Here is a 19,249-nt window from a genome sequence, read left to right as displayed (position 1 = left end):
CAATTTCTAATGAAAATAGAACAGATTCCGCAACATTATTATTAATTTCTGGCAGTACAAGTCTGAGTACTGGCACAGAATCAGGGTGAAAAACTACTAAATTGTCCGCGAATATTCAAGATTATCTCTGTGGTTGTCACAATATCATTACAAAGACAACTTTAAGCATAAAAGTAATATCAATAAAAATCCGTAATTTCATATTCAAACCTTGAGCGAAATGTTATACTCATCCCAACCTCTAAGTAATAATTCTGTAGTGTGAGGAATCTAATTCCTATGTCTGCAAATAAGACAGACAAAATGTTGCGTTGGTTGATAGGTACAACAGTTGTATTCGCGCTGGGGCTGAATATAATTGTTTTTGCTGCCTCCAGTAAAAAGGAGTTATCAATTTCGCAGCAAATGCAATACAGAACGCAAGCATTAACCACAACTGCAATTATGTTTTTAGGCTTGGCAGTCATGGTTAATGCCTATTATGCAGGTAAACGGGCCGAGGCAATGCAAAAAAATGCGATCGCCTCCGAAAAAAATGTCGAAGTGAGTCTGCAAAATACGCAAATCTCCCAAGACAGATTGATTGCAGATAGATTTATGGCTGCTATTACGCAGCTTGGTCATGAGAGAATTGAAACGCGCATCGGTGCAATTTATGTGTTAGAACGCATTGCCCAGGATTTTCCTAAAGAACACTGGACAATTATGGAAATCCTGGCGGCATTTGTGCGGGAGAACACAGGCATTCCCACAGAAGGCGAACTCTTCAAAGAAGAAGATGCACAGCCTATATATTGGGGTAAACCCAAAAGTCGGGTATTGGCAAACAAACACAACAGTGAAGCCGCTCCCAAAATTCGCCGGGATGTCCAAGCCGCACTGACAATCATTGGTAGACGTAATTCCCTATTAGAATTAGAAAGTCAAAAATTAGATTTACGCAACATAGATATTCGGCGAGCAGATTTACTCGGCGCTAATTTAGAAAGGGCAGATTTACGCGGTTCTGACCTTTCTGGTGCAGATTTACGCGGCGCTAACCTTTCGGGAGCTAATCTCAACAGTGCCAAACTGGTACGCTCCATTCTCTACGAAACCAATTTACAAAAAGCCAACCTGCGGGAAGCCAACTTACAAGGGGCAACCTTGAACCGTGCGAACCTTTATGGCGCAAACTTGCGTGCTGCTAACCTGCAAAGTGCAAGTCTGCGTACAGCTAACTTACAAGGGGCAAACCTGTATAAAGCGAACTTACAGCAGGCAACCTTAAAAGTTGCTAACCTCGCAGGTGCAAAATTATTTCTGGCTAATTTACAAGGGGCAAAGCTGGGTAAAGCTAACTTGCATTTAGCCGGATTAATTGGCGCGAACTTACAAGCCGCCAACTTGAATGGCGCTAACTTGTCTGGGGCAAATTTAAATGCTGCCAAACTCCAGCAAACAGAAGTCTTTTTTGCCAACCTCACCGAAGCCAGTTTGACAGAAGCCGATTTATATCAAGCCAATCTCATGGGTGCAAATTTGAATCGGGCAGTTTTGTATGAGGCGAATTTGTCTAAAGCCAACCTCATCGGCGCGAATTTATTCGGCACAAATTTGTGTGATGTCAAACTAGAAGGCGCAATTCTCACAGGTGTGAAAAACTTAGACTCACAACAGATTGGCATGGCAGTAGGCGATCGCACAACCCGTCTACCCGATGATCTTGAACCTCCTACACACTGGCGACAGTCGAGTTAAGAGGCTGGGGGAAAGTGTGCAGGGGGCAGGGTGCAAGGGAGAAAATATATTACTCAGCACTTTCAAGTCAGCTATTCATGAGAAAATCTTAAAGCAAAACGTAAAAAACCCTTTCCCTACACCCCTAGCCCTATCTTCACGACAGAGGTAATACCACCATTGGAGAAACTTTTAAAAATTTCCAAAATTATTGATACTTGTACTGAATTTATCGGTCGATGTACCAGTTGGCTGGTGCTAGTCATGGTCATCCTGGGAGTATGGAACGTTGTCGGGCGATATGTAGGACGATTTATTGGCAGTAACCTGACATCCAACGCTTACATCGAAGCGCAGTGGTATATTTTTGATTTAGTTTTTTTGCTGGGGGCAGCTTACACCCTCAAGCATAACGAACACGTCCGTGTAGATATTTTTTATAGTAATTGGCAACGTCGGCGCAAAGCCTTAGCAGACTTGCTAGGGACAGTATTTTTTTTGATTCCCTTCTGTGTGATGGTAATCATTTTTTCTTGGGATACTATCATCGCTTCTTGGCAGATTCAGGAAAATTCCCCTGATCCTGGCGGTTTACCCCGCTACCCAATCAAAGCAATGATTATTGTCTCCTTTATATTGCTGATTTTTCAGGGAATTTCCCAAGCAATTAAAAACTGGGCAATTATCCAAGGCAGACTAGCAGTTGAGGAGGAACAACGTGACACTGGCTTATGAATGGCTGGGGCCGCTGATGTTTGCCGGGGCTTTGGTCTTGTTATCCCTGGGATATCCCGTGGCATTTTCCCTGGGTGGTGTGGCTATTGTCTTTGGTTTATTGGGAATTAGTTTGGGTGTGTTTGACCCGATATTTCTCACCGCTATGCCCCAGCGAATTTTCGGAATTATGGCTAATTACACCCTGTTAGCTATTCCTTACTTTATTTTTCTGGGGTCAATGCTAGAAAAATCTGGCATTGCGGAACGGCTGCTGGAAACGATGGGGATTTTGTTGGGACGGTTACGGGGTGGACTGGCCTTAGCAGTAGTGTTAGTGGGAGCGTTACTGGCCGCCACTACTGGGGTCGTAGCAGCCACTGTGGTAGCGATGGGTTTAATTTCGCTGCCAATTATGCTGCGCTATGGTTACAACAAACAATTAGCCACGGGTGTGATTGCAGCTTCAGGCACTTTAGGGCAAATTATTCCGCCGAGTGTGGTTTTGGTAGTGTTAGGCGACCAACTTGGTGTGTCTGTAGGTAATTTATTTATTGGTTCGGTGATTCCCGGCTTGATGATGGCTAGTGCCTTTGCCCTGCATGTGCTGATTGTGGCATTTTTAAAACCAGATGCCGCACCAGCTTTGCCTGCCCAAGTGCGAGAAATTGGCGGTAAAGCCTTGGGGACAAGGGTAATTCAGGTGATGTTGCCGCCTTTGGTAGTAATTTTACTTGTGTTAGGTAGTATATTTTTTGGCATTGCCACCCCCACAGAAGCAGGTGCAGTTGGTTGTGTAGGTGCGATCGCTTTAGCAGCAGCCAATGGTCAATTAACTTTAACATCTCTGCGTCAAGTATGTGATACCACTTTACGAATCACCAGTATGGTGGTGTTTATTTTGTTTGGTTCGACAGCTTTCAGCTTAGTATTCCGAGGATTAAATGGCGATCAATTTATGTTTGATGTCCTCGCCAATCTTCCTGGTGGGAAAGTCGGCTTTTTAGCCGTCAGTATGATTGTGGTGTTTATCCTCGGTTTCTTTATCGACTTTTTTGAAATTGCCTTTATCGTCATACCTTTATTTGTGCCTGTTGCCCAGCAATTAGGCATTGATTTAGTTTGGTATGGTGTAGTACTAGGGGCAAATCTGCAAACTTCGTTTTTAACACCACCTTTTGGCTTTGCTTTATTTTATCTGCGTGGTGTTGCACCTCCAGAAGTAACCACATCAGATATTTATCGTGGTGTCATACCGTTTATTCTGCTTCAGTTGTTGGTTGTGTTGTTAATTATTGTCTTCCCGCAGATTGTCAGTTTCTTACCTTCTTTGGGAAGTTAACTGCCCTTCTGCCTCGTGCTATATCTAAGATTTAGCCACACGCTCTTGCTGTCTAGATTCCTGTACCAAAATGCTGTGTAAGGTTTGCAATAAATCCTTGGTTGTATAAGGCTTAGGAATAAACTTTTTCACCCCAGATATTTTGGTTAATTTACTACTAGCAGTTAAACCACTAACAGCAATTACCTTGACTTGAGAGTTCATTTTTTGCAAAGTGCTAATAGCCGTAGCACCGTCCATTGCAGGCATCATCATATCCATCAACACTAAGCTAATTTCGTCTTCGTGTTGAGCATAAAGAGCGATCGCTTCAATGCCATTAGTAGCAGTTAATACTCTGTAGTTGTAGGTTTCTAAGGAAATTTTGGTAGTTTCTAAAATTCCACTTTCATCATCAACTACTAAAATTAATTCTCCGTCACCTTTAAATAAATCTAAGTCTTCCTCAAGGAGTGGATTTGCTACCTCCACAGCTGGTAAGAAAATTTTAAATTCTGTACCTTTATCAACTTGACTAGAAACATTCACAAAACCACCGTGACTTTGAATGATACCTCTTACAGTCGACAAACCCAATCCAGTACCTTTCCCAATATCTTTAGTGGTGAAAAATGGCTCAAAGATTCTATCAATAATCTCTGGCGGCATTCCCACACCTGTATCGGCAATTGTCACCACAATATAAGCACCGACACGCGCATCTAAATTCATCCGTGCATACTGTTCATCTACTAACAGATTTGACGCAGAAATTTTGATACTACCGCCTGTGGGCATGGCATCACGGGCATTAACTACTAAATTCATCAGTAGTTGATGGAGGTGGGTTGCATCTCCAATTACAGCCCAAAGTCCTGGCTGAATCTGGGTTGTTAATTCAATAGATTTAGGAAAAGTCTCTTGGACAATTTGTCGAATTTCTGAACATAAATGGTTTACTTGCACAATGGTACGCTGCCCATCTACTCCCCGCGCAAATTGTAAAACTTGCTTAACTAAAGCTGCGCCGCGTTTAGAATTAGCTTCGATGGTTTTCAACATTTGTTGATTGCGCTCGTTAGTATCGGGCAGTTTGAGTTGTAGTAGTTGTGCGGCTGTTAAAATTGGTGTCAAAATATTGTTCAAATCATGAGCAATACCACTAGCTAATGTGCCGATGCTTTCTAAACGTTGAGCGCGGAGAATTTGATTTTCTAAATGTTTTTTTTCGGTAATATCAGTATTAACAGTCAAAATTGATTTAGGCTGGTTATGGCGATCGCACATTAATGTCCAACGACTGGCCACAATCACAGTTTGTCCTTGTTTGTTAACTTGGTTTAATTCTCCTTGCCAAAAGCCAGACTCAGCTATACTTGCATAAATGTTTTGGACTTGCCCTAAAGTCTCTGGTGAGTATAAAATCTGATTGACATTTTGACCAATGACTTCTGTAGCTTGCCAGCCATACAAATTTTCCGCACCTTGGTTCCAAAAACAAATTTGATTATTAAAATCTTTCACGACAATTGCATCGCTAGTTACATCTAATAAAGCTGCTTGTTCGCGGATTTTTTCTTCAACTTGCAAACGTTCTGTAATTTCAGCTTCTAAACGTAAATTCTGTTCTTGTAATGTTTTAGTGAGAGCGCGTAACTTGAGATGTAATTGAATTCTCGCCAACACTTCTTGGTGTTGGAGTGGTTTAGTGAGGTAATCAACTGCACCCAGTTCAAAGCCTGTGACTTTATCAACAGTCTCCGAAAGTGCTGTCATAAAAATCACGGGAATATCTTGGGTTGATTCCTGCGCTTTCAGACGACGACAAGTTTCAAAACCGTCAATTCCTGGCATGAGGATATCTAACAAAATTAAGTCAGGCTTACCATATTCTGCTATGGCGATCGCACTTTCACCATCCTCAGCAATTAATACTGTAAATCCGGTCGTGCCTAAAAAATCAAAAAGCATTTCTAAATTGATGGGAGTATCATCAACAATTAAAATGACACTGGATTTATTAAAATCGTTTTTCATAAAGCCTCAGAATACTTTTGGAGAAACTCCAATATTTGTTTCCCTTTAAAACCTTTAGCCAGTTGATATAAACGAGCAGCAAAAGGTTGTAACTCCTCACTGTGTTCTGCTAATTTTTGAGTTCTTTCAGCAATACTTCTTAAGTCACCCCGCATAGCCAAATCTAACAAAATTGCCAGTTCATCTGCTGGGGGAGGCACAATCGAAGCCTGAGATGTTAAGTGTAAAGGATTTATTGAACTTTGGTGTTCATCCTTTATCTTTCTTACCTTGTCTTCATATACCCATGTCAATCCCAAGTGAACTTGTAACTTTTCTAAAAGTTCGGCTCTTTGAATAGGTTTCGCTAGAAAGTCATCACACCCAACTTTGCGGCTTTCTTGTTGATTAAACTCAAACACACTTGCTGAGACTGCAATTACTATTGTTTCCTTAAAGTTTGGTAACAATCGCAAGCGTCGAGTAGCTTCAAAACCATCCATTCCTGTCATCACCAAATCCATCAAAATCAAATCTGGCTGAAACTTGGGTATTTTATCCAGGCAGTCTACACCATCACCTGCTTCCAAAATTTCAAAACCCAAAGGCTCTAAAATATTGACTAACACTGAGCGATTTTCCCATTTATCATCAACAATTAAAATCTTGCGTTGAGAGCATGTAAAACCAATAATCTTAGATGGCTCACTATCAAAATTTAACTGTTGCTCAACTTCCGGTAATTCCAAATCTAGCCAAAAAATACTGCCTTTACCTAGTTCACTTTTGACACGCAATTCGCCACCCATCATCTGAACTAATTGACGGCTAATTGATAAGCCTAACCCAGTTCCTTCCGTCTTCAAACTATCCTCACCCGCTTGTTTGAACGGTAGAAATATTTCTTCTAATTGCTCATGAGCAATGCCAATTCCTGTGTCTTCTACTAAAAAGCGAATTTTTGGTGTTGGAGATTGGCTAGTAAGTTCTTCTCCATTTAATATCCAGTCTCCATCCTGGGTTGCATAACCTACTTTAAAATTTATCCTACCTTTTTTTGTAAACTTAACAGCATTACTTAATAAATTGATTAAAACCTGACGTAAGCGTTTTTCATCACCTCGAATTAGCCTGGGTAAATAACCAAGTGGCTGATAAACTAAAGCTATGCCTTTAATTTCTGCTCGTAGTCGGCAAATTTCGGCAATCCCTTCTAAAAAGCCAGGAAGATTAAATTCTTTCAATTCAAGCTCCATTTTCCGAGCTTCAATTTTAGAAATATCTAAAATATCATTAATTAGTGTTAAGAGATGTTCGCCACACTGATGAATGATATTTACACCATTTTTCTGTTGACTACTCAAAGACGCATCTGTTTGAAATATTTGCGTATAACCTAAAATGCCATTTAACGGTGTCCGCAGTTCGTGACTCATATTAGCCAAAAATTCACTTTTGGCGCGGTTAGCGGCTGCGGCTGCTTCTTCGGCTCTTTGGCGTTCCTGAATTTCTTGTTGTAATTGGGAATTTTTCGCTTGTAATTCTAAAGTCCGTTCTTTAACTTTTGTTTCTAATGTTTGATTATACTCTTCTAAATCATGATAAAGGCGGGCATTTTCTAAAGAAATTGCTGCTTGTGATGATAAAAGTTGTAAAACTTCTAATCGTTCTGGTGTAAATGCCCCAGCAATCAATTTATTTTCTAAGTAAAGTATGCCAATTAATTTGCCTTGATTTACAATTGGACTACATAAAATTGACCTTGGTTTATGCTTAACAATGTAATCATCTGTGGTAAATCCACCTTCACAATTAGCGTCATTAATAACCACATTTTCTCCTGTACGATACACATAATTAATCACTGAACTGGGCAAATTATCACTGGATTCTACAGGGGTAGATTGGCGGACATTAATTTCAGGTTGATCAAAACTACCTGATGCTGCAATTAATAAAGTATTTGCCTGATTTAGAATTAAATATCCTCTGGCTGCACCAGCATTCTCTAGGAGAATTTGCATTAATTTAGCCAGTAATTTGTCTAAAACAATTTCACCAGAAAGTGCTTGAGCCGCTTTCATCACTGTTGCTAAATCAAAAGCTTCACTTGTATTGTGATTGATAGCGTTGATGAGTTGATTTTTACCTAAGTTTAGCGTTTGGCGTTCCGACAGCCGCGCGACAATTTGGGGATATTTAACTTCCAAATCTCGCAACTTGGCTATGGCTCCCCAGTTACTATATCCATAGTAAGCATCAATCAAATAAATCTGAGCTACCTTGTCTCTACCAGTCTCAAAATAAAACTTTGCTGCTAGTTCATTGGCGAGAGCTGCTTCTTGGATATATCCTTGGTTTTTTGCAGCGATAATGGCTTTGTCATAATGTGCCATTGCTTGCCAATACTGCCCTAAAACTCTGGCTTTTTCCGCTTCCACAAGCTCATATTTATGTTGAAAATTCATCGGCGCATAACTCGCCCATGTTTGCATTTTTTGTTGATTATAATTGACTTTATTCAGCAGCAGTTTTTGATGATTAGATGCAGATGATGGATAAATAGCAAGTTGTACTAAAGAATCATAGAAATGAAATGATGGCACATTTAACCACCCTGTAACTCCATCTAAATACTGTTCTGCATTGTGGGCATTTTCTACAGATTGGGCAAAATCTCCAAAGAGATAGCACAAAATTAATTTATTGAGAAATACATAGTGAATAATGGTGCGTTCATTTGATTGGATATGCAGTGCTAACAATTCCACTTCGTTGTAAGCTTCACCAATTAACAGACAAGGGTTGGCAGATAATCCCAATAAATTCAAAACTGCTTGGTGAAATACTTGATGCCATTTTAAAGCAGTCTCTTGATGAATTTGTGCGATCGCCTTACTATATCTTGCCATTTCCTGTTCAAGACTGGTTAATTCTGCGCCGCTCCAATAGGCATATTGACACCTATTACTGGCTGAATATCCTGTATGTACTAAATCTCCTGTTTCTAATCCACTTAAGTAAGCAGCTTCTAAAAGCGGTAAAGTATCTTTGACATGGTGTTTCCAATGGATGATGAAAGTAGCTACTTTAAATAAAACTTGGCTTCTGACTTCATCAGCATCTAAACTATTCAATAAATTTAAAGCTAATTTTCCAACTTGATAAGCAGCATCAATATTTTGGCATAAGCCACTAAAAACTACGCCAAAATCAGCAAAACCACTAGCTGAAAATGGTGTATTACCATATTGAATAGATAAGTTAACTTGTTGACAAGCCATCAAAATAAATAATTCTGGTGCAGATTGATAAGCAGCAGGGACTAAACTGGCTATTAGTCTCATTGCTGCTAGTTTGTGAGGATCTGTCACCGCAGGTGAATTAATTAAATCTGCAATTTGTTTCCCGGCTAAATAATTTGTAGTTTCTTGAATAGCTTGCTGAATATCTAACTCTGTTGGTGCTTGGTTAAGTTTTACTCCTAACATCTCTAAAACTCGTAACCCAAGCTGCACAGCCGCCATTAATTTCCTTTGTACTTCACAGCTTTTGATTCGCAACTCATAAACTTTCACTTTTTCCAGTTGTGTTTTAGCTTGTTGCAGTACGACTTCAGCTAATAACTCCATTTGCTCAAAGTCACCACCCAAAAATGCCACTTCTACTGCTTGTTGATGTAAATCTAAGGTTAATTCATATTGCTGATTCCAGCTAGAATTACCGATGAGGCTTAAACCTATATTTAAATAGCCTATTGCAGACTCATAAGCGGCGGCTGCTTTTGCTTTCTTACCTGCAATCAAATTAAGTTCTGCTAACTCATATCTTTCCCAATCTGATGTGAGCAAATCAATGCCATAATTGAGATGATTGACTAAATAAAAAATATGCTCTTTCTGCTCTTCTGGGGAAAATTTTTGTAACAGTAATCTACCAATAGTAAAATGAGTGATTTTTTTTTCAATATCAGGAATTAGCGAATAAGATGCCTGTTGTACACGATCATGTAAAAATTTATAGCTAATTTGCTGTTCTGTTTGTTGTTCACTTAAAACTAAAGGTCTTTTATAAGACGCATCTAAAGGTAAAACCAAACCTGCCTGCAAAGCTTCCCAAAGTTCTTTGGCTGTTTCTGCCCAAGATTTTTGATTTACAATACTCAAAACATCTAAGTTAAACTTATCTCCAATACAAGCAGCTAGTTGTAATTTTTTTTGGGTTGTTGGTGATAATTTTTGAATTTGGTTCACCATCAATTCAACGACATTATCGGTAATGGCAATATCTTTTATAGTGTCGATATGCCACTGCCAACAAGCGGTATCAAAATTAAAAAACAATAAGTTTTCTTGATAAAGAGATTTGAGTAATTGTGTCACAAAAAATGGGTTGCCTTGGGTTTTATGAAAAACTAAATTAGCTAATTCTTGGGAATTTTCTGGAAAACTCTGAAATGTATCACTAACCAGTTGTTGAACATGACTAATATTCAACGGATGCAGTCTAATATTATTAATATTTACCTCACTGTTTTTTAGTTTTTCGAGAGTTAATATTAATGGATGGGTTGAACTGACTTCATGATCACGATATGCACCTATGAGTAATAAATATTTGCTCTCAATATCACTCAGAAGTAATTGAATTAATTTAAGAGATGCAATATCTGCCCACTGTAAGTCATCTAAGAAAATTACTAATGGATGTTCTGTTTGGGAAAATACATAAATAAATTGTTGAAATAATCGATTAAAGCGGTTTTGTGTTTCATTAATTCCTAATAACGGGATTTCTGGCTGGGTACCGATAATTTTTTCAACATCAGGAATCACATCAATAATTACTTGACCGTAAACACCAACTGCTGATAGAATTTTCATCTTCCATCTGGTGATTTTTTCAGAGCTTTCTGTTAATATCTGTCGAATTAATTCTTGGAATGCTTGGATAAATGCTGCATAAGGTATATGACGTTTATACTGGTCAAACTTTCCTGAAATAGAATAACCACGCTGGCGGATAATCGATTGAGAAACTTCATTGACTAACGAAGATTTACCAATTCCCGAATAACCACTAACTAGGATTAATTCAGTGCTGCCAGAACTAACTTGCTCAAAAATACTAATCAATTGAGCAACTTCTTGCTCGCGTCCATAAAGTTTTTGAGGAATTACAAATTGACTATTTAAATCAAGTTTACCGACAACAAAATCTGTAATTTTGCCAATTGTTTGTAACTGATGTAAACATAATTCTAAATCGGCTTTTAAACCCAAGGCATTCTGATATCGTTCCTCAGCAGTCTTAGCTAATAATTTCAGCACAATATTAGATACTGCTGGTGGAATTTGTGAATTTAATTCTTGAGGTGGTATAGGAATTCTTGCAATATGAGAATGAATTATTTCTAAAGGATCGCTTGCTACAAATGGCAGTTTACCCACTAACATTTGATAAAGGGTAACACCTAAAGAATAAAAATCCGTACGGTAGTCTATTAAGCGGTTCATTCTCCCGGTTTGTTCGGGTGATAAATAAGCAAGACTACCTTCTAACAAATTGATGTTATTTACAGTCTGATTTTCTCTATGTAAGCGTGAAGCAATACTAAAATTGATAATTTTGATTTTATTTGTGTTAGGGTCAATTAAAATATTATAAGGTTGGATATCTTTATGAATAATATTATTTTGATGTAACTGAGATAATGTTGATGCTAATTGAATTGCAATTTCTAAAAAAACAGTTAATTTTAAGTTATTTGTGCGAATGAAATCATGCAATGTTTCTCCAGGAAAGTCTTGTAGAATCAGTGTAATTCTATTTTGTGTAGTTTCTAAAGCTAGAGGTTGAATCACTTCTTCTATTGCTAAAGATTGCAGTATTTGATACTCGTATCTCAGCCGAGTGATTTGTTCGATTGTAGGATACTCATTTGTGATAGTTTTAATAATTACTGATATTTTTTCTGACTCTTTGACAGCACGATAAATACAGGTATTGGTGTTCTGGTACAAAATTTTAATAAGATTGTAGTCGGCAAGAATAATACTCATGTTTATTTTTTCACTTGCGTGAGCTAAATCGTAAGCTCAGTGATCAAGAAGCTATTTGGCTATTAATGAATTTTGTAAATATTTTCTTAAAGTTTGCTCAAGCTGAGGTATTTACCAGATGAGATTGAGAGTTGAAAAACTCAGGTCAGCAATACTGTTGACACTATGATTATAGTAATACAAATAAACTAACTTGGCGGATGTTTTTTGTGCGATCGCTATCCCTAAATCAACATTCCCACACAAGCAAGCTCAACATAAAATTTATATCCCCACACAAAGTACAACAGCGTGTGGGGAAGCTATCACTTGCTATTACTAGCAGTAACAAAGTTGGCGTAGCTTAATTCATTCACCCGATTCCAGTTATAAACTTGTTGGCGGAAGTTTTTCCACTGTTCATAAACTTGTTTGAAGTTAGTATCTTTAGTGGCGTTTTCTTGATATATCTCAATGGCAATTTGCTGTGCTGCTTGTAAAATCTCCTGACTATAGGGCGTTAGTTGCGTACCGCCAGCAATTAATCTCGAAAGTGCAGCACCATTCAACGCATCATACTCTGTCAGCATATTCATGTTTGCTTCTAAAGTAGCAGCTTTTAAAATCTGCTGATATTCTTGGGGTAATTTGTTCCAAGCGTTCAAATTGACTAACACATCCAAAGATGGCCCTGGTTCCCACCAACCGGGATAGTAATAATATTTTGCAGCTTTATTTAAGCCAAGTTTTTCGTCATCGTAAGGGCCTACCCATTCAGCCGCATCAATCGCACCCCGGTCGAGTGACAAATAAATTTCGCCTCCAGGTAAAACTTGCACATTCACACCCAAACGCGACATTACTTGTCCGCCTAACCCCGGAATTCGCATTTTTAAACCTTTGAGGTCAGCGACAGTTTTAATTTCTTTTTTAAACCAGCCCCCCATCTGCGCCCCAGTATTACCTGCGGGAAAATTAATAATATTGAAATTGGCATAGACTTTCTGAATTGCTTCTAAACCGCCGCCATGATATAGCCAAGCATTTTGCTGTTGGGCGTTTAAACCAAAGGGTACAGAGGTGGCGAAAGCTAAAGCTGGACTTTTACCAATGTAATAATAGCTGGATGTATGACCGCATTCTACAGTTCCGGCTTGCACCGCATCTAAAACTTGCAATCCTGGGACTAACTCGCCAGCCGCAAAGGGAGTAATTGTAAACCGACCGTTAGTCATTTCCTTGACTCGTTGTGAAACTACCTTTGCACCAATAAAAGTCCCTAAACTTTTAGTCCAACTAGTAGCCATTCGCCACCGGACAGTCGGGAGTCCAGTTTGCACTCCAGGGGATGTATTACTACGGTTACAAGCAGTTAAAGTTGCAGCAGTGGCTGTGGCTAAAGCGGCTGTGTTTAAAATCTTTCGGCGTTTCATCATGCTTATAGAGACTAGAGACTAGAAATTAGGGGTTAGAGAAGATAGTTTCTCATATTTGATTCAGGATTTAAGCACAAATATGGTCGGTTGATGCGGGTGTATGGAGGTAAGGGTTTTGAACACTTACAGTCTTACAGCAAAGTCAAAATTCAAAATTCTTGGATATGACGCATCACTTCGGCTATTGACCAAGCTTGAGCGATCGCACCTCTGGGGGTGTGCGGTGGGTCGCCATCAAAAATTTCGGAAATGGAGCCAAGACAAGCATCGGCAAGAAAATGGTCGATGAGAGGTTGCCAATTAAAAGGCAGTGGTTGTTTGGGGTAAAAACGCTGCCAAGCACGAATAAACGGCCCAATTAACCAACTCCAAACGGTACCTTGATGGTAAGCGCGATCGCGATCATGGGGCATACCTGTATACTTACCTACATATTCCGGATCAATCGCATCCAAGCTACGCAGTCCATAGGGAGTCAGCAAGCGATAAGTGGCTAAGTCGAGTACCTGACGACCTTGTTGTTGAGAAAATCCACAATGGCGTAAAGATAACGCAATCACAGCATTGGGGCGAATTTGGGAGTTGCGGCGATCGTCTGGTTCAATGGTGTCGTAAAAGTAACCCAACATTGGATTCCAGAATTTTTGCAGGGAAACTTTTACCTGTTGTGCTTGCTGTGTATAACGTTGCGCCTGTTTTGCTAAACGTGGTGCATCCTCCACAGGCATTTGGCTTAAGCGTTGCGCCCATTGGCTCATCCAACACAACGCAGAATACCACAGGGCATTAATTTCTACTGGCTTACCATGACGAGGCGTTACAGGTTGACCATTAACTAGAGCATCCATCCAAGTTAAAGCTACACCACGAGCATACCAACCCACTAATCCATCGGTGGCATCAACTTGGATGTTATATCTTGTCCCACCAACAAAGGCTTTGTGAATTTGCTGCACTATCGGGAATTGGTCTGCTAAAAATTCCCAGTCTTGGGTGACTTCTAAGTACAGTCCTAATGTTTCAATCCACCAGAGCGCCGCATCAATACTGTTGTAAGATGGTTCACCATCAACATCAGGAAAGGCATTGGGAATTAAACCGTGGCGACAGTAAAGCCCAAAAGTTTGTAATAACCCTTTGGCTAATTCGTAGCGTTGCGGCACTAATGCTAGACCTGGTAAGGCAATTAACGTATCACGCCCTCTGTCATTAAACCAGTGATAACCAGCAATAATTGTTGGGCCAGCAACGGCAGCCCGATACACAATAAACTGATCACTGGCTTTGAGTAATTGTTGCCAAATCAGAGATTGGGTATTCAGCAGTGGACAGGAAACTGGGAATTGAGGGCTTTCTTCACTTTCCTGGGCGGTTGCTGCTTTACTTGTAAATAAGCCTGTGGTTGATTCCCAATCTCGATTTTTGGGTTGAATGTAGCCAAAAATCTGGCTGAGTCTTTCTTGTTCTGCTTCGACTGCTTCTGCAAAACTTTCTGTTAACAGTGGGTTTTGCTGTGGGTCAGGAAAACCTAACCTTGCTTCTAAGGTGACGCTATCTCCTGGCTGGAGTGTGACGATTAAATAGCCAGGACTATAAAGGTCTTCATAATTACCTAATCCTCGGCGTGTTTCTTCTGGTAAGACGTAATTCCAATACCAAAATGCGTCTGCTTGATATTTACCCTGAGTCCAACGTAAATACCAAGGTTTGCCAAAGTGTCCCGATGCGATCGCTTGTAGGCAAACTTGTTGTTGCCCTAGTAATTGGGAAAATTGTAACCCTGTGGCAGTTTGTTGACGATGAAAGTCGCGATCGCAAATCAACAACCTCAATTTTAAAATTGCTGTCTCTATGCCGTCATAACGATAGTGAATCAATATCCGATGGGCTTGGGAGTTACCTTCCCTACTGCCTTCACTGGCATAGTATGGCATTAACAGTTGTCTACTTAACTGCCAGTTATCTTCACCCCAAATCCATTTGGGTACTGGGTTAATATCAAAAGATCGTAGGAGTTCGTAACCTGTGGGCTTAATCTCACCACTGCCCCAAATGTTTGTTCCTAGTGCCACGACTCCCTTTGATACTTCTAAACTCGCTTCTAAGTGCGATAACAATAGGGTGCGCCCAGATGGCGGATTTGTAGCGGCAAATAACCAACCGTGGTAGGTACGTGTGCGGACATCAGAAACTGTCCCACTGGCAAAACTGCCTAAGCCATTGGTTAGTAACCATTCTCTTGTATCTAAATTGGTCATTTGCTACTCAAAATCGTTATGACTATGATATAGTCGTAACAGATCGTAATTAAACTGTGAATCAGCGTGGATGGGTGAGTTTTACCTGACCCGAATCCTAACGCTACCAAAACAAAATATAAGTTGAAGGAGAATTAGGTTAATGTCCCTCACTTACGGAACAGAAGGAAGCCTCCGCGTTGGTCAACAAGCTCCCGACTTTACAGCAACTGCTGTATTTGATCAGGAATTCAAGACAATCAAACTTTCCGACTATCGCGGTAAGTATGTAGTCTTATTTTTCTACCCCCTAGACTTTACCTTTGTTTGTCCTACTGAAATCACAGCATTTAGCGATCGCTACGAAGAATTCAAGAAACTTAACACTGAAGTTCTCGGTGTTTCCGTTGATAGTGAGTTCTCCCACCTCGCTTGGATTCAAACTGATCGCAAATCTGGTGGCGTAGGCGACCTCAATTATCCCCTAGTTTCCGACATCAAGAAAGAAATTAGCGCGGCTTACAACGTTCTTGACCCAGCAGCAGGCGTTGCATTGCGTGGTCTGTTCTTGATTGACAAAGATGGTATCATCCAACACGCTACCATTAACAACCTAGCTTTTGGTCGTAGCGTTGATGAAACCCTACGGACATTACAAGCTATTCAGCACGTACAATCACATCCTGATGAAGTTTGTCCTGCTGGTTGGCAACCAGGAGATCAGACAATGACTCCTGACCCTGTGAAGTCTAAAGTTTACTTCGCTTCCGTCTAGAATTTTCTCGCTTTCAATTCCAATAGTTTTTGTTGGCATTGAAGGTAAAATTCATTTTTACCACAGGTAAACACTGGGTTTATCTGTGGTTTTTTGTATTAATTAATCGGCACGAATATACTTTAAGTAGTGGCGTGGCAAGGCTAAAATAGGGCATAAAAATGACTCTTGTGGTGTGGGCATCCTGCCCGCACCGGACGGGCTAGAAGCCCATCCCACAAGAAATTTATAATGCAACATTTAAGGCTTGTCACGCTAGTAGGGTGTGTTACGGCTATACAAGGATTTTGGAACTTAAAAGAGAGAGAATTAGCCGTCACGCACCGAGAAAGATGGTGCGTTAAACGTTGCTATAATTCACCCTAAAATTTAAGGTTTACTTTATCAATCATCTCTAAACCTTATAAATATACGAAGCATTTTTTGTGCCTTAAACATCTCTCGCTAAACGGCGAGTACAGTTAGCGCAGAGAAATTAATCTCCAAAACCACAAAATTATTCCTGTGAAACTCGTTTACGGAATAAACCTGTCATAGTTACGCCAGTAATTAACAAGCCAACTAACCCTAAACCATTCAAAAGTGGGTAAATTTTTTCTAAATGAACGATTTCTAAGGTATGCAACCCTAAGAGGAATTCACCTATCTCATCTTGGTGTAATATTTCATGGGCTATGGTATAACCCATACCAGTTAATACAGTTAAAAATAAAGGCAAGCACAGAATAATGGCTATCTGACGGTGATAGCGGCGAAACATGCGATTCATAAACTGTTTTTAAACAAAGTAAATTTTAAGGTATCAGTTTTGGCATTGTTTGACACGGAAAGTTTTATTAAAAATTTTGAACTTTGCACTTTTATAGAGTTTAATTCTCAATTAACGGGCGATCGCATTTTTCTTTGATACCAAGACAGTCAAATCCAAAAGTTAAAAAAGTTACATTTTTATGTATGCTGGATAGCCGAGTATCATAGCTATACATTTTTGGCAGTTACTATGGAACGTGCTATCTCCATACTGGGAATATTAGTCTTTCTTGGCATCTCTTATGCTTTATCTGTGGAACGTCAAGCAGTTCGTTGGCGTACAGTAGCTTGGGGTTTGGGATTAGAGTTTATATTTGCACTGCTAATTTTGAAAACACCTTGGGGTTTAAATATATTTAAATCTTTAGGAGATATTGTCAGTAATTTCTTAGCTTTTTCTGATGTTGGGGCAAAATTTGTCTTTGGCGAAAATTTTAAAGACCATTTCTTTGCCTTTCAAGTACTCCCAACTATTATCTTTTTCTCTGCTTTTATTAGTGTTTTGTATTACTACGGAATTTTACAGCGAGTCGTCAATTTGCTCGCCTGGGTAATGATTAAAACTATGAAAACATCAGGTTCAGAATCATTATCTTGTGCAGGTAACATCTTTTTAGGGCCGACAGAAGCTGCACTGATGGTTAAACCATATATAGGCAGTATGACTTTATCCGAACTTCATGCCGTGATGACGGGAGGTTTTGCCACAATTGCCGGTGGAGTTTTAGGCGCTTATCTTTCCTTTGGTATTCCCCCAGAACACTTAATTGCAGCCTTTTTTATGACTGCACCTACATCTTTAGTTGTATCAAAATTAATGTATCCAGAAACCGAAGTTTCTCAAACAGCAGGACAAGCCAAAATTGATGTCGAAACCAACTATGTCAACGTCATTGATGCAGCTACAACAGGCGCTATTGATGGCGTAAAATTAGCTGTGAATGTGGGGGTAATGATTATTGCTTTTTTAGGATTACTTGCGGCTTTAAATGCTTTATTGGGTTGGTTTGGTTCACTTGTAAATTTACCGCAATTATCCTTACAGTTGATATTATCTTTTGTTATGGCTCCTGTGGCATGGTTGATGGGTGTACCGTGGCAAGATTGCCAACAAGTCGGGGCGCTATTAGGAACAAAAACAATTTTAAATGAATTTATTGCTTTCTTAGATTTAAAACAACTAATTCAAGACGGAAAAATTTCTCAACGTGCCGTAATTATTGCAACTTACGCATTATGCAACTTTGCCAATATCGGCTCAATTGGCATTACAATTGGCGGACTGACAGGTATGGCTCCTCACCGTCAACATGACTTAGCTCGCTTGGGAGTGAGGACAATGATTGGAGGACTATTAGCTGGTTTTATTACTGCTTGTATTGCGGGAGTGCTAGTTTGAAAAATGACTGAATAAATAAGGCAAAATTAAAAAGTTAAAAGACTAAAAAGAAGTTATAATTACATACTTCTTTATATGGATTTTGTATTACTAGGATGATAAACACTATTTCTATTCTTATTAACTTTTTTGCTTTCAAAATAACCTAGTTTCCAATTGTTTGGTTGTTTTAAATCGTTAATATGTCCTTGCAAGATCAGCCAAAGAGCGATGCGAGTATTTAAATACCCCCTAAGAACACGGTTTTTTGGCTGTGGGTAAATTCCCGGAATGACAAAACTACTCACATTTAACAGTTGTCCACAGTAAGTTTTATCTCCTGGTAATGTGAGCGTAAAAAAGCCATCATTTTTATAACCATTGGGAATAATGAATGTCCCATATACATTATGTTGTCCCCGCCAAGGTGTCACAACTAAATCTACAGGATGGGCATAATATTTTTCTGGTGGGTAATTACTAGAATATTTCCACTTATCGCAACTAACCAACGGTGAAACATCAGTGAATAAACAAAAGCTAACAATAGCAGCTAAAGTGAGAAAAAATATTAAATAAAAGACTTGATATCTTCGCACTGCTGGGATACTTAGACTATTTTTTGCTGTTCTATTTTAGCAACTGAGGCAAATGTAGCGAATGATTGATATTTTTGGCTCTCCCAGAGTAGCTATGCTAGAATAGCATGAATAAAATCAGTATAATTCAATAGAATTAGCAGTAATTGGTGGCAAAAGCCCAAGTAGGGAAAGAGTTATACAAGCAATTGGCAATATAAACA

Annotated in this window: 11 protein-coding genes; 5 read left to right on the top strand and 6 right to left on the bottom strand. The window is 39.3% G+C overall.

What is annotated here, in order from left to right:
* Positions 1–279: 279 nt before the first annotated feature.
* The 3 genes from H6G75_RS20085 (at position 280) to H6G75_RS20075 (ending at position 3,775) form a co-directional block, all read left to right on the top strand.
* Positions 280–1,740: a pentapeptide repeat-containing protein gene (locus H6G75_RS20085; RefSeq protein ID WP_190981757.1), complete on the top strand. Its 1,461-nt coding sequence runs from the start codon at positions 280–282 to the stop codon at positions 1,738–1,740.
* A gap of 159 nt (positions 1,741–1,899) precedes the next feature.
* Entirely contained in the window at positions 1,900–2,454 is a 555-nt protein-coding gene (locus H6G75_RS20080) for a TRAP transporter small permease subunit (RefSeq protein WP_190981756.1), read from the top strand.
* Positions 2,438–3,775 carry a TRAP transporter large permease subunit gene (locus tag H6G75_RS20075; RefSeq protein ID WP_190981755.1) on the top strand — a complete coding sequence of 446 codons (1,338 nt, stop codon included), beginning with the start codon at positions 2,438–2,440 and terminating at the stop codon, positions 3,773–3,775. The genes H6G75_RS20080 and H6G75_RS20075 overlap by 17 nt, the downstream gene beginning before the upstream one ends.
* Before the next feature lie 24 nt (positions 3,776–3,799).
* On the opposite strand, the gene H6G75_RS20070 is transcribed toward H6G75_RS20075, so the two are convergent.
* The 4 genes from H6G75_RS20070 to H6G75_RS20055 form a co-directional block, all read right to left on the bottom strand.
* The gene (locus tag H6G75_RS20070; RefSeq protein WP_190981754.1) at positions 3,800–5,791 is read right to left on the bottom strand and encodes a response regulator; all 1,992 of its coding nucleotides are present in this window, start codon (positions 5,789–5,791) and stop codon (positions 3,800–3,802) included.
* A complete protein-coding gene (locus H6G75_RS20065) occupies positions 5,788–11,832 on the bottom strand; it encodes a hybrid sensor histidine kinase/response regulator (protein WP_190981753.1) in 6,045 nt (2,014 codons plus the stop codon). Before H6G75_RS20065 ends, H6G75_RS20070 begins: the two co-directional genes overlap by 4 nt.
* A 305-nt stretch (positions 11,833–12,137) precedes the next feature.
* A complete protein-coding gene (locus H6G75_RS20060; RefSeq protein WP_190981805.1) occupies positions 12,138–13,244 on the bottom strand; it encodes a TRAP transporter substrate-binding protein in 1,107 nt (368 codons plus the stop codon).
* A 152-nt stretch (positions 13,245–13,396) separates the two neighbouring features.
* Positions 13,397–15,505: an amylo-alpha-1,6-glucosidase gene (locus H6G75_RS20055; RefSeq protein WP_190981752.1), complete on the bottom strand. Its 2,109-nt coding sequence runs from the start codon at positions 15,503–15,505 to the stop codon at positions 13,397–13,399.
* 142 nt (positions 15,506–15,647) lie between these two features.
* Here H6G75_RS20055 and H6G75_RS20050 point away from each other — a divergent pair, with 142 nt between their 5' ends.
* A complete protein-coding gene (locus H6G75_RS20050; RefSeq protein WP_062294438.1) occupies positions 15,648–16,259 on the top strand; it encodes a peroxiredoxin in 612 nt (203 codons plus the stop codon).
* A 496-nt stretch (positions 16,260–16,755) separates the two neighbouring features.
* On the opposite strand, the gene H6G75_RS20045 is transcribed toward H6G75_RS20050, so the two are convergent.
* Positions 16,756–17,028 carry a peptidase gene (locus tag H6G75_RS20045; protein ID WP_190981751.1) on the bottom strand — a complete coding sequence of 91 codons (273 nt, stop codon included), beginning with the start codon at positions 17,026–17,028 and terminating at the stop codon, positions 16,756–16,758.
* Positions 17,029–17,259: 231 nt separating this feature from the next.
* On the opposite strand from H6G75_RS20045, the gene H6G75_RS20040 reads away from it, so the two are divergent.
* On the top strand, positions 17,260–18,468 hold the full coding sequence (locus H6G75_RS20040; protein ID WP_190981750.1) for a NupC/NupG family nucleoside CNT transporter: 1,209 nt from the start codon (positions 17,260–17,262) through the stop codon (positions 18,466–18,468).
* A gap of 71 nt (positions 18,469–18,539) precedes the next feature.
* On the opposite strand, the gene H6G75_RS20035 is transcribed toward H6G75_RS20040, so the two are convergent.
* On the bottom strand, positions 18,540–19,046 hold the full coding sequence (locus H6G75_RS20035; RefSeq protein ID WP_190981749.1) for a hypothetical protein: 507 nt from the start codon (positions 19,044–19,046) through the stop codon (positions 18,540–18,542).
* Positions 19,047–19,249: the final 203 nt, after the last annotated feature.

The organism is Nostoc sp. FACHB-280 (assembly GCF_014697615.1).
Classification (GTDB): Bacteria; Cyanobacteriota; Cyanobacteriia; order Cyanobacteriales; family Nostocaceae; genus Nostoc_B.
This window is presented reverse-complemented; position numbering and strand designations above follow the sequence as displayed.

Coding starts and splice junctions, on each gene's coding strand:
- H6G75_RS20085 (WP_190981757.1), top strand. CDS start 280: ATGTCTGCAAATAAGACAGACAAAATGTTGCGTTGGTTGATAGGTACA.
- H6G75_RS20070 (WP_190981754.1), bottom strand. CDS start 5,791: ATGAAAAACGATTTTAATAAATCCAGTGTCATTTTAATTGTTGATGAT.
- H6G75_RS20065 (WP_190981753.1), bottom strand. CDS start 11,832: ATGAGTATTATTCTTGCCGACTACAATCTTATTAAAATTTTGTACCAG.
- H6G75_RS20060 (WP_190981805.1), bottom strand. CDS start 13,244: ATGAAACGCCGAAAGATTTTAAACACAGCCGCTTTAGCCACAGCCACT.
- H6G75_RS20055 (WP_190981752.1), bottom strand. CDS start 15,505: ATGACCAATTTAGATACAAGAGAATGGTTACTAACCAATGGCTTAGGC.
- H6G75_RS20050 (WP_062294438.1), top strand. CDS start 15,648: ATGTCCCTCACTTACGGAACAGAAGGAAGCCTCCGCGTTGGTCAACAA.
- H6G75_RS20045 (WP_190981751.1), bottom strand. CDS start 17,028: ATGAATCGCATGTTTCGCCGCTATCACCGTCAGATAGCCATTATTCTG.
- H6G75_RS20040 (WP_190981750.1), top strand. CDS start 17,260: ATGGAACGTGCTATCTCCATACTGGGAATATTAGTCTTTCTTGGCATC.